The following is an 11,366-nucleotide window of genomic DNA, read 5'->3' as shown; positions in this document are numbered from 1 at the left end:
CTGATCGGACGTATCCGCATGCCTCACATCATCATCGGAGCCAGGATGTAGCTTGCGTTCACCGCGGGCGGACCGGAGTCGATCGACGTTTGCACGTCGTAGTTCTGGACGTTGTTGCCGGTGACCCCGGAACCGTCCGTGGTAGCGCCGCTGTAGTCGTTGGTCGACACAAAGTTCGCTACCGAACCGAGGCTGCCGTATGCGTAGGAGATGTTGATCGGAAAGACCGGGGTGGAGCCGTTCGACACGGCGGTCACGATCTCGGTCTCGTGTGGCGCCAAGGACTGATGTGGTGCCGCAATCCAAGAGCCGTAGGGGTTGTTCGAGCTAGCGAGCCACATGGTCTGGTTCGTGTCGTTGGTGATTGTCATTGCGGTGGTGGGAGAGCCGGAGGGCAGGGTGCCGGCCGAGGCAACTCCTGCCACCCCGACCATCGTTGCGAGGGCCGCGGTGGCCGCGATCGGGACGAAGACGAGGCGGCGGATCGAGGTCTTGATCATTGGAGTGGACCTTTCGGAAGTCTTTGCCTGCGGCGCATCTGCCGTTGCGAGAACTATCCGCCGCCGCGCCCCGGCGCGGCATCCACCGAACAGGTCGAATGCAGGGGGAGATGCGCGTCCACCGATCGGGGGACCCTCGAGCGCGGGCCTAGGTCGTGCAGAGAGGGCGAATGTCGGTGGCACCGCCGGGCGTCGGCGATGTGAAGACAAGGCACGTGTTGTATCCCCGACTTTCCAGAACCGAGCGAATCTCGCGCCACATTTGCGGACTGACTTCGGTCGAGCGGGACAGAACGAAGCCGGACAGCCGGAGGGGATCGCCCACGAGTGCCCATGAGTAGTCGTCCGCGATATAGGTGACGATGTAATTGGTCGGTCCGTCGGGCGAACTCTGCAGCGGCACCTGCGGGAAGCTCACGTGGAGTTGGGCGTTCGTGACCGTATCGTTCACGCGCGCATTGCCGATGATCCGATTCGTCTCACCCGACCACGTGGTGCACGTGTTTTCGACACGGACATTCGTCGGGTCGATCAGCTGATAGTTGGCTTTGGTGTCGCGAGCGCACTCCAGATTGAAAGGCTGTGGCACTGCGGCAACTTGATTCCAGTCGCCGAGGTAGCGCTCGACGTCGAGTGACGGGATGGGTGCCAGCGGTTCTGGAAGTAGCGGAGCAGCGTGCGCTACCGGTGCGCAGAGCGGGGCAGCGCCACCGGCGATTGCACACATTGCGAGGGTGCGGCGAAACCGGAACTTCGTTGACTGGAATTCCACTACTTTGCTCCTTTTCGAGGGTGAACTGAGCTGTCGATCGGGTTCGGCCACCAGATTCGTGGTCCGATCAGCGTAAACAGGGCGGGGATCACGAGCGTGCGCACGACGAAGGTGTCCAGCAGAATGCCCAGGCCCACAACGATTCCCAGTTGCGTGAGCGTAATCAGCGGCAGGACACCGAGGACACAGAAGACGGCGGCGAGCACAATTCCGGCGCTGGTGATCACGCCGCCGGTTGCGGCGACCGCGCGAACGATGCCGTCTCGGGTGCCGTGCTCGGGCGTCTCTTCGCGGGCTCGGGTGACGAGGAAGATCGTGTAGTCCACACCGAGCGCGACGAGGAAGAGGAACGCGAACAGCGGGACGTTGGTGTCCAGCGCTGGAAAGCCGAAGATGTGCAGACTCACCCAGCTGCCGATTCCGAGCGCGGCCAGGGCACTGAGGACCGTCGTGGCGACAAGTACGACAGGCGCAGCCGCAGCGCGGAGCAACAGCACCAGAACTGCCAACACCACCGCAAGTATCAACGGGATCAACAGGATCCGGTCGCGCGCGGCGGCATTGCGAGTATCGAGAGCCTGGGCGTCGCTGCCACCGACGAGGGCGTCGGCGTCGAGTATGGGTGAAAGTGCGGACCGGGTCGACTCGATAACTGCGAACGCGTCGTCCGATCCCGGAGCGGCATCGGTGACGACGGACCAACGAGACAGGCCAGTGTCGGACCGAGCGACCTGAGACGCCGATACGACGCCGTCTGTCCCGTCGAGTGCTTTCTGGACTTCGTCGGCTGTCGGGGTCTGTGCGACGACAATCGTCGGATCCGATTGTCCCGCAGGGAAATGCGCCGACAGTTCAGTGAAGCCGTCGACAGATTCGGCGGCGACCCGGAACTGTTCGGTCTGGGAGAGGCCGACATCGGTACCGAACAGTCCGGCCGCACATATCGCAAGTGCGACCAGCGCGGCCGCAGCCACGCGCGCCGGTTGACGCGCCACCGCGGAGGCGACTCGGAACCAGGGGCCGTCGGTCGTCGTGTCGCGGTCACCGACGTGCGGTACGAAGGGCCAGAACAGCCTTTTGCCGCACAATGCGAGCGCGGGTGGAAGCCCGACGAGAACGAACACGACAGCGACCACAAGGCCCGCGGCGGCAAGCGCGCCGAGGCTCCGCGTGCTCGGCAGTGTGCCGAGGAGAAGAACGAGAAGTGCGAGGACGACGGTGGCGTTGCTGGCGAGGATTGCCGGCCCTGCATGCCGAACGGCCCGGCGTAGCGCGACCCGATGATCGTCCTCGTGACCGAGCTCTTCGCGGTAACGCGAGACGAGTAGGAGCGCATAGTTCGTGCCCGCGCCGAACACGAGGACGCTGGTGATCCCCGACGTGGACCCGTCGAAACTGAGTCCTGTGAGTTCGGCGAGTCCTATCCCGACGGTGGTTGCCACTCGGTCCGCGACACCGACGACCGCAAGCGGCACGAGCCAGAGAATCGGCGATCGATAGGTTGCGATCAGCAGTAGTGCCACGACCAGGCCCGTTACGGCGAGCAGTGTCGTGTTCGCGCCCGAGAAGGAATTCGCAATATCGGCGCCGAAAGCCGGTCCGCCGGTTACCTGCACACGGAGGTCGGGTGGAGAGTTGCGTGTGGCGGCGGTCCGTAGTTCGGTGACGAGGTCGTTCAGCGCAAAACCGGACAGGGTCGAATCGACCGGCACGATCCCGATCGCGGCCTTCTTGTCCGGTGCGATCGTGAGCGGTACGGGGGCGTCGGCGGCTGGGTCCACGGAGCGGCCGACGGCACGCATGTTGTCGCGCGCAGTGGTCGCCGACTGGATATCCGCGTTCGAGAGTTCGCCACCATCGTTCCGCGTCACGACCAGAATCGCTTGTGTGACATCGGAGTTCGGGAACTGGGCCAATAGGTCGTCGACCGCTGCCGAGTCTGCGGCAGCAGGTACGGAATTGGGGGATTGGCCGGCGGACTCGTTCTCTCCGACGAATCCGAACAGAGCGCCCGACAGTACGAGCAGCGCGACGAGTGCGAGCCAGGAACGACGGCCCGTGAGAGCGCTTGCAACGACGTCCCATGGCGAGGTGCGACTGACCATGGTTACAACAATCTCATTTACTTAAATATTAAGCAACTGAAATACAATTTCGGTGTGTGCTCGAGCGCTACGCTCATCCCGGATGCGGAAGGAGGCACGGCGATGCGCGAACGACTCGAGACGGATATATCGTCCGACATTCGTGCAATGGCCGCCGTCTCCGAGCAGATCGGGCTGTTCTTTGCGGCGCAACATGATCTACGGCCCAATGATTTCCGTGCCCTGATGCACATCATGGTTGCCGACATGGAGGGCCGTCCGCTCACCGCAGGGGAGCTCGCGCGGCTGCTGGGCACGTCGTCGGCGGCGATGACGTACCTGGTCGAGCGGATGATCGAGTCGGGGCACATCCGTCGCGAGTCGGACGCCGCGGATCGACGCAAGGTCATCCTCCGCTATGCCGAGCACGGCATGGAGGTAGCGCGAGGCTTCTTCACTCCGCTCGGTGTCCGAACCAGGGAGGCCCTCGCCGGTTTCCCGGATGCGGATCTGGACACCGCACACCGGGTGTTCGTCGCGCTGATCGAGGCGATGCGGACGCACTACAAGGATCTCGGCAGCGCCAGCTGAGTTCATGCGTTCTGTGGCACTGTGCTCGCGCAATTGCCATCGGGGTGTCGCGCGGGGGATGCGGTGCATGATGTCGATCCCGACTCGCATCGCGGGGCCTGGAATGAAGAGTCCACGTCGCCTTCGTCGCTGATAAGTGAAGTTCTCTTCACCCATACGGCCACGTGGTCGGCCCCTGCTGATAGTTGACCTATTGCCATCCGCCCTGGCATTCGGAGCTGTAAGAGTCATATCACGGACCAGGCAGCAGTCATTTCGGCGGACGCTTGCCTCCAAAGCGTCTTGTGGTTACAGTAAGTGAATCCACATTAATACATGGAGGATTGATGAGCACTAAAGTCGTTGTCGCGGGTGTCGGGATGATTCCGTTCACTACCCCGCGGAACACGAAGCCGTATGACGTGATGGGAGAGGCCGCAGCTCGCAGCGCATTGGCTGATGCGGGCGTGGAGTACTCGAAGGTTCAGCAGGGCTATGTCGGTTACGTATACGGCGACTCGACGTCAGGTCAGGCAGCGCTGTACGGGCTGGGCCAGACGGGTATCCCGATCGTGAACGTCAACAACAACTGTTCGACCGGGTCCTCGGCGTTGTTCCTGGCTCGGCAAGCCATCGAGTCCGGCGCGGCCGATTGTGTGATCGCGCTCGGGTTCGAGCAGATGATGCGGGGCGCGCTCGGTTCGATGTGGAGTGACCGCCCGAACGCGTTCACACGCTTCGATACGCAGACCACCACGTTGCAGGGTTGGGACGAGCAGGCGCCGATGGCCGCCCAGTATTTCGGCGGTGCGGGACAGGCGTATTGCGACAAGTACGGCATGGATCCCAAGGTGTTCGCAGAGATCGCGGTGAAGTCGCGCAAGCATGCTGCGAACAACCCGTTCGCCGTGTTCCGCGATCCGATCACCGCCGAAGAAGTGTTGGCGTCCCCGCAGATCTTCGGTCCGTTGACCCGGCTGCAATGTTGCCCACCCACGTGCGGTGCGGCTGCAGCGATCCTGTGCAGCGAGGAGTTCGCAAAGGCCAACGGCATCGACGCTTCTGTGCGGATCAAGGCGCAGGCGATGACGACCGACTTCTCCTCCACCTTCTCGACCGACATGATCCGGATCGTCGGGTATGACATGGCCAAGGCTGCAGCCGACGAGGTCTACGCCGCGTCCGGCGTCTCGCCGGAGGACATCCGAGTCGTCGAACTGCACGATTGCTTCACCACCAACGAACTGCTGACCTACGAGGGTCTCGGCCTCACCCCCGAGGGCACCGCGGAGAAGTTCATCGCCGACGGCAACAACACCTACGGCGGGCAGGTTGTCACGAACCCTTCGGGCGGTTTGATGTCGAAGGGGCACCCACTTGGCGCAACAGGTTTGGCGCAATGCGCCGAGCTGGTCTGGCAGGTGCGCGGTCAAGCCGAAGCGCGTCAGGTCGAGGGCGTGACGCTTGCCTTGCAGCACAACATCGGTCTCGGTGGCGCTGCCGTCGTGACCCTCTACGAGAAGGTGAGCTGAGAATGGCTATCGATCCCGCTGTAATCGGAACCGAACTTGCGCCAACCACTTTGACCGTCGACGAAGGACGCCTACGTTTCTTCGCCAAGGCGATCGGCGACACAGTCGACGACGAACTGCGAGTGCCGCCGACGTTCCTGTTCTCGATCGAACTGGAGAACCCGGACCCGTTCGGCTGGGCCGACAAACTCGGTATCGACCTACGGTTCGTGCTCCACGGCGAGCAGGCCTTCACCTACCACCAGCCAGCCCACGCCGGCGACGTGCTCACCGCGACACCGAAGATCACCGATGTCTACAGCAAAAAGGGTGGCGCGCTCGACTTCATCGTCAAGGAGACCGCGGTGACCAATGCCGCTGGCTCGCTCGTCGCAGACCTGAAAACCGTCATCGTCGTCCGCAATCCAGGAGCAGGCAAGTGACTACAACCGAAACACTCTCGGTCGGAACCGAGCTGGCGCCGTTGAAGATTCGCCCGATCTCCCGCACCACGCTGGCGTTGTTCGCCGGCGCCTCGGGTGATCACAACCCGATGCACGTCGATATCGACGTGGCGAAGTCCGCCGGGCTCGACGACGTTTTCGCCCACGGCATGCTGTCGATGGCCTACCTCGGCCGGCTGCTCACCGACAACTTCGACTCGGCCAAAATCCGCTCGTACCGGGTGCGGTTCGCCTCGATCACTCCCGTTCACGGTCAGCCGACCGCCACCGGCAAGGTCGTCGCCGTCGAGAACGGCCTCGCCACGATCGAACTCACCGTCGCACTCGCCGACGGCACCGTCACACTCACCGGCGACGCAGTCGTCGAACTCTGAAAAGGATTACAGGACATGGGAACTCTTGACGGCAAAGTCGCCATCGTATCCGGCTCCGGCCGTGGCATCGGCCGCGAAATCGCACTCAAGCTCGCCTCCGAAGGCGCGAAGGTCGTCGTCAACGACCTCGACGCCGAACCCGCCAAGGAGACCGTCGCCGCGATCGAAGCCGCCGGCGGACAAGCAGTCTCGTGTGTCGGCAGCGTCACCGACGCCGACTTCGGCGAGCGATTCGTCGCCACAGCGGTCGACAACTACGGTGGCCTCGACATCATCGTCAACAACGCCGGCTACACCTGGGACTCGGTCATCCAGAAGATGACCGACGAGCAGTGGGACGCCATCCTCGACGTGCACCTCAAAGCCCCGTTCCGGATCCTGCGCGCCGCGCAGCCAGTGATCGCCGGGCTGGTGAAGAAGGCCAAGGAGGCCGGCGAACCTATCCCGTGCCGCAAGGTCGTCAACATCTCCTCCATGGCAGGCACCGGCGGCAACGCCGGCCAGACCAACTACTCGTCAGCGAAGGCCGGCATCACCGGACTCACCAAGACCCTCGCCAAGGAATGGGGCCGCTACAACGTCACCGTCAACACAGTCGCGTTCGGTCTGATCAAGACCCGCCTCACCTCGGCACCTGCCGACGGTGACGGCACCATCGACGTCGGTGGCAAGGAAATCAAGGTCGGGGTCAACCCGAACCTGCTCGCCGCGATGGAACAGATGATCCCGCTCGGCCGCGGTGGCGAACCGTCCGAAGCAGCAGGCGCTGTCTACCTGTTCTGCATCCCCGAATCCAACTACGTCAGCGCCCAGACACTGCTCTGCGGCGGCGGCTTCAACATCTAAAGGACGGAGACCGTCGTGACTGCCGCTGTTGACTCCGCATTCGTGTACCGCTCTCCCTGGGCCGACGACGAGGTCGTCGCACTCAAGGAGATGGCAACTAAATTCCTTGTGAGCGAGGCTCTTCCGCACAGCGAACGATGGATCGAACAGAAATGTGTCGATCGTGAGTTCTGGCGCGAGGCAGGAAAAATCGGCCTCTTGTGCGCGTCTATCCCGGAGGAATACGGCGGCGGCGGCGGGACGTTCGCGCACGACCTCGCGATCTTCCAGGCCGCGCTCGAATTGACCGAAATGGGCTTCGGCACGGGTGCTTCGGTGCACAGTGGGCTCGTCGCGAACTACATCAACAGCTACGGAACCGAGGAGCAGAAGCACCGATGGTTGCCGAAGATGGCCAGTGGTGAATTCATCGGCGCTATTGCGATGACCGAGCCCGGTGGGGGTTCGGATCTGAAAGCGATCCGCACCACCGCGATCCGAGACGGCGACTCCTATGTCGTCAACGGTTCTAAAACGTTCATCTCCAATGGCAAGAACGCCGACCTCGTCATCCTCGTCCTCAAGACCGACCCCACCGCGGGCGTGAAGGGGGTGTCGCTGCTCGTCGTCGAAACTCGCGACAATCCGGGTTACCGCGTCGGACGAGTGCTCGAAAAGGTCGGCATGAAGGCACAGGACACAGCGGAGCTGTTCTTCGAGGACATGCGGGTGCCCGTGGCAAATCTCCTCGGCGAAGAGGGCAGAGGCTACAGCTACGCAATCAAGCAGCTCGCGCACGAGCGCCTCCTTATTGCCGACGCGGGCGCCACGATGGCGCAGGCGGCCGTCAAGGAGACGATCAAGTACACCAAAGTGCGGCATGCATTCGGCGCGCCGTTGTTCGAGATGCAGAACACGCGATTCGAGCTCGCCCAATGCGCGACACTCGCCCGCGTCGCCCGGGTGTTCGTCGACAATTGCATCGAACGGCATCTCCGCGGCGAACTCGATGCTGCCAGCGCGTCGATGGCCAAGGCCTACGCGACCGAGGTGCAGTGCGAGGTGATCGACCGGTGCGTCCAACTGTTCGGCGGTTACGGCTACATGCTCGAGTACCCGATCGCGCGCATGTATGCCGATTCCCGCGCGCAGAAGATCTACGCCGGGACGACGGAAGTGATGAAGGAGCTGATCGCGCGCTCGCTGTAGTACTGGGTAGCGCCGCTACGATCGATCGAGCGACGAGATCGATGAAGGTTGAAAGGAACGGCGTGACGAACGGGCAGGGCGGACGTGTGACGATCCGGCCTGCCCGCGGCACCCGGCCGGCCAATCGCCGTGAACTAATAGTCGCCGCCGCCGCAGATCTGTTCTACCGCAACGGTTACGCCAACGTCAGCATGAGTGACATCGCCGACGCCGTCGCCATCGGACCCTCTGCGTTGTATCGGCATTTTCGGAGCAAGGAAACGTTGCTGGCCACGGTCGTCGGCGACGCGCTCGTCGAGATGCAGGACGCCCTCGCGGCGACACTGGCCGATCCTGCCGGCGATATCAGCGAAACCCTCGCCGCTCTCGGCCTGCGCAACCGCCCGGCTGGGGTGCTGTGGCAACGCGAAGGCCGCTACCTCGCTGCAGACACGCGTACCGAGCTGCGAAGACAGACAAGAACGGCGGGGGAGCGGATCGCCGCGGTCGTTCGCAGGCAGCGTCCCGAACTCAGCGAGACCGGCGCCGATCTGTTGGCGTGGTGCGCACTGGCGATCGCGCAGAGCATCTCCTATCACAGCTTGCACCTGCCCATCGCGGATTTCCGGGCAACGCTCGCTGCGATGATCGACGCTGCGGTTGACACTGCGCTGCCGGCACTGGATCCGGTACCCGCCGTCAAGGCGTCACGCGGCGTACTCCGCGCACCGACGCGGCGCGAAACGATCCTGATCGAAGCGACCAGACTGTTCGCCGAGCAAGGCTTCTCGAATGTCAGCCTCGATGACGTCGGCGTGGCGATCGGGGCGAGCGGGCCCAGTATCTACAACCATTTCGCGGGCAAGTCCGATATCTTGCTGGCAGCAATGCACCGCGGCGAAGAGTGGCTGCAGATGGACATGACCCGCTCGTTAGCCCGCGCGTCAGGGCCGCAGGACGCACTGATCGGGCTGCTCCGGAACTACGTCACGTTCACCTTCGACAATCCGCACCTCGTGCAGTTGATCAGTTCGGAATTGCTGCACCTGCCCAGCGATGAGCGCGAACGTGCCAGGGCTGCGCAGCACACCTACATCGGCGAATGGGTGTATCTGCTGGAGCAGGTGCATCCGGAGTGGGACAACACGCATGCCCGCATCCGCGTACTTGCCGTACAGATCATGATGAATCACATCGCGCTCACCCCGCACCTGCGCCGGTTCAGTTCTGTCGACTCCGTGCTCATGTCGATCGGAGCGTCGCTGCTGGAAGTCGACCCTGAACCGGCTTAGCCGCAGGAACGTTCCGCGATCAGCTCACCGCTACCTTCGTGTCGACCGCGGAATGTCGCTCAGGTCGGCACGTCGGAGATCGCGACGTTGTACGGTGGCGCTACCTGCCCGCCGATGCCGACCAGGTCCTGAACGACGAACGGGCCCATGAACAACGATTGATAGAGGTCCAGCGCGCCGCGCGACAGCCCGCCGAGCTGATTCTTCGCGCGTGTGCTCGATCGTCTAACTCGGTGAAGTGGACATGGCGTCGAGGTAGCGCTGCCGGATGCGACGCTTCATCAGTTTGCCGCTCGCCTCGCGCGGCAGCTTGTCGTCGAAGACGATGACCCGCGGCACCTTGAACTTCGCCAGCTGCTCGCCGAGATATCTGCGAATTGCGTCCTCGTCCAGACCGGCGTCGGGGTCGACGTCGATGTGGGCGACCAGCTTCTCGCCGAGGTCGGCGTCCGGGATGCCGAATACTGCTGCGTCCCTGACGCCGTCGTGCGAAAGTAGGGCGTTTTCGATCTCGGTCGGATAGATGTTCACCCCACCCGAGATCACCATGTCGATGGCCCGGTCGTTGAGATAGAGGAAGCCGTCGGAATCCAGATAACCGATGTCTCCGATACTCACGTGACCTTCGAAGTCCATCCGGGCCCGCTTGTCCGGATCGCCGATGAACGTGAAGTCGGGCCAGAACGACGGCGGCTTGACGAAGATCTCGCCGGACTCCCCTGCTGGCAGCGGCTGTCGGTCCGGGTCGAGGATCCGCACACTGGCGTCGAACATCGGTTTGCCGACGGTGCCTGGATGTGCGAGCCATTCAGCGCTCGTGGACGCCACGACTGCGCCGGTCTCGGTGCCGCCGTAGAACTCGTGCACGATCGGGCCCAGCCAGTCGATGATCTGCTGTTTGACCTGCGGCGGGCACGGTGCTGCCGCGTGGACGATCGCCTCCAGCGACGACAGGTCGTAGCGCGCGCGTACCTCGGCGGGCAATGCGAGCAAGCGTACGAAATGCGTCGGGACCAGCTGCACGTGGTTGATGCGTTGCCGTTCGATCAGCGCGAGCATTTCCTCCGCGTCGAAACGCGGCATGATCGTGATATCGAGGCCCATCTTCGCGGCGAACGCGGCCTGCGCATTCGGCGCCGAGTGGTACATCGGTGCCACGACGAGCGTCCGGTGGCCCGGCTTCATCGCGAGCGTCTGCACGACGAGCCCGGCGACCTGGAGTTGATGGTCCGGAGAAATCGGTTCGCGCAGTACACCTTTGGGTGAACCTGTCGTTCCGGATGTGTAGATGACGCTCAACGGAGCACTTTCGGGCGGCGCGGCGTAAGGTGCCTGCTCAGCCAACCACTCCTCGAATAGGAGTGCATCACCTTGCGGTGCAATTCCCGGGATCGCCACCTCGACGAGGATCCGGTCCGGCGCGGCTTCGCGGGCAACCGCCAGCAACGGGGTATGCACGAATATCACCGAGGCTTCGCTGTTTTCGACGAGATAGCGCACCTCGTTGGGACGCAGATGCCAGTTGAACGGCACGGATGCGGCACCGATCAAGCTTGCGGCACCGATGACCTCGATGAACGAGATGTCGTTGTACATCAGCAGCCCGACGCGACCCTCAGGCTTGACGCCGAGGCCTCGCAACCCGCTCGCGATCCGCGCAGTCCGCCCAGCAACTTCGGCATAAGGTCGGGCCTCGTTCCCGCACCGAATCATCGGTACCTGCTCTGTCATGGCAATCCTTTCGCTCGGGTCGGTGACACTGCCGCCCCCGTTGCTGCATTTGCCA

The 11,366-nt window shown here is 63.3% G+C and carries 11 protein-coding genes; 7 read left to right on the top strand and 4 right to left on the bottom strand.

Going from position 1 to position 11,366, the window contains the following annotated elements:
- Window positions 1-23: 23 nt before the first annotated feature.
- The 3 genes from JGU72_RS04190 to JGU72_RS04180 form a co-directional block, all read right to left on the bottom strand.
- On the bottom strand, window positions 24-500 hold the full coding sequence (locus JGU72_RS04190) for a hypothetical protein (RefSeq protein WP_199682450.1): 477 nt from the start codon (window positions 498-500) through the stop codon (window positions 24-26).
- Between the two features lie 148 nt (window positions 501-648).
- Window positions 649-1,227: a lipocalin family protein gene (locus tag JGU72_RS04185; protein ID WP_199683198.1), complete on the bottom strand. Its 579-nt coding sequence runs from the start codon at window positions 1,225-1,227 to the stop codon at window positions 649-651.
- Between the two features lie 44 nt (window positions 1,228-1,271).
- Entirely contained in the window at window positions 1,272-3,377 is a 2,106-nt protein-coding gene (locus tag JGU72_RS04180) for an MMPL family transporter (RefSeq protein WP_199682449.1), read from the bottom strand.
- 102 nt (window positions 3,378-3,479) lie between these two features.
- Here JGU72_RS04180 and JGU72_RS04175 point away from each other — a divergent pair, with 102 nt between their 5' ends.
- The 7 genes from JGU72_RS04175 (at window position 3,480) to JGU72_RS04145 (ending at window position 9,580) form a co-directional block, all read left to right on the top strand.
- Window positions 3,480-3,947, top strand: a complete 468-nt coding sequence (locus tag JGU72_RS04175) for a MarR family winged helix-turn-helix transcriptional regulator (protein ID WP_199682447.1) — start codon at window positions 3,480-3,482, stop codon at window positions 3,945-3,947.
- A gap of 326 nt (window positions 3,948-4,273) precedes the next feature.
- Window positions 4,274-5,458 (top strand): lipid-transfer protein, encoded by a 1,185-nt coding sequence (locus JGU72_RS04170; RefSeq protein WP_233531092.1) that lies wholly within the window; start codon window positions 4,274-4,276, stop codon window positions 5,456-5,458.
- Between the two features lie 2 nt (window positions 5,459-5,460).
- Entirely contained in the window at window positions 5,461-5,880 is a 420-nt protein-coding gene (locus tag JGU72_RS04165; RefSeq protein WP_199682445.1) for a MaoC family dehydratase N-terminal domain-containing protein, read from the top strand.
- On the top strand, window positions 5,877-6,275 hold the full coding sequence (locus JGU72_RS04160) for a MaoC/PaaZ C-terminal domain-containing protein (RefSeq protein WP_199682444.1): 399 nt from the start codon (window positions 5,877-5,879) through the stop codon (window positions 6,273-6,275). The genes JGU72_RS04165 and JGU72_RS04160 overlap by 4 nt, the downstream gene beginning before the upstream one ends.
- 15 nt (window positions 6,276-6,290) lie before the next feature.
- The gene (locus JGU72_RS04155; RefSeq protein ID WP_199682443.1) at window positions 6,291-7,121 is read left to right on the top strand and encodes an SDR family NAD(P)-dependent oxidoreductase; all 831 of its coding nucleotides are present in this window, start codon (window positions 6,291-6,293) and stop codon (window positions 7,119-7,121) included.
- A 15-nt stretch (window positions 7,122-7,136) separates the two neighbouring features.
- Window positions 7,137-8,309, top strand: coding sequence for an acyl-CoA dehydrogenase family protein (locus JGU72_RS04150; protein WP_307828285.1), 1,173 nt, complete (start codon window positions 7,137-7,139; stop codon window positions 8,307-8,309).
- A 62-nt stretch (window positions 8,310-8,371) separates the two neighbouring features.
- Window positions 8,372-9,580 carry a TetR/AcrR family transcriptional regulator gene (locus tag JGU72_RS04145; protein ID WP_307828284.1) on the top strand — a complete coding sequence of 403 codons (1,209 nt, stop codon included), beginning with the start codon at window positions 8,372-8,374 and terminating at the stop codon, window positions 9,578-9,580.
- A gap of 225 nt (window positions 9,581-9,805) precedes the next feature.
- Here the strand turns inward: JGU72_RS04145 and JGU72_RS04140 are convergent, their stop codons facing one another.
- Entirely contained in the window at window positions 9,806-11,311 is a 1,506-nt protein-coding gene (locus tag JGU72_RS04140) for an AMP-binding protein (protein WP_199682441.1), read from the bottom strand.
- Window positions 11,312-11,366: the final 55 nt, after the last annotated feature.

The sequence above is a fragment of the Antrihabitans auranticaus genome, assembly GCF_016481275.1.
Classification (GTDB): domain Bacteria; phylum Actinomycetota; class Actinomycetes; order Mycobacteriales; family Mycobacteriaceae; genus Antrihabitans.
Note: the sequence above shows the minus strand (reverse complement) of the source record. Positions and strands in the feature narration are given on the sequence as shown.

Excerpts from the sequence above, each read along its gene's own strand:
- JGU72_RS04180 (WP_199682449.1), bottom strand. The coding sequence starts at position 3,377 with ATGGTCAGTCGCACCTCGCCATGGGACGTCGTTGCAAGCGCTCTCACG.
- JGU72_RS04140 (WP_199682441.1), bottom strand. The coding sequence starts at position 11,311 with ATGACAGAGCAGGTACCGATGATTCGGTGCGGGAACGAGGCCCGACCT.
- JGU72_RS04190 (WP_199682450.1), bottom strand. The coding sequence starts at position 500 with ATGATCAAGACCTCGATCCGCCGCCTCGTCTTCGTCCCGATCGCGGCC.
- JGU72_RS04185 (WP_199683198.1), bottom strand. The coding sequence starts at position 1,227 with ATGTGTGCAATCGCCGGTGGCGCTGCCCCGCTCTGCGCACCGGTAGCG.
- JGU72_RS04165 (WP_199682445.1), top strand. The coding sequence starts at position 5,461 with ATGGCTATCGATCCCGCTGTAATCGGAACCGAACTTGCGCCAACCACT.
- JGU72_RS04175 (WP_199682447.1), top strand. The coding sequence starts at position 3,480 with ATGCGCGAACGACTCGAGACGGATATATCGTCCGACATTCGTGCAATG.
- JGU72_RS04155 (WP_199682443.1), top strand. The coding sequence starts at position 6,291 with ATGGGAACTCTTGACGGCAAAGTCGCCATCGTATCCGGCTCCGGCCGT.
- JGU72_RS04170 (WP_233531092.1), top strand. The coding sequence starts at position 4,274 with ATGAGCACTAAAGTCGTTGTCGCGGGTGTCGGGATGATTCCGTTCACT.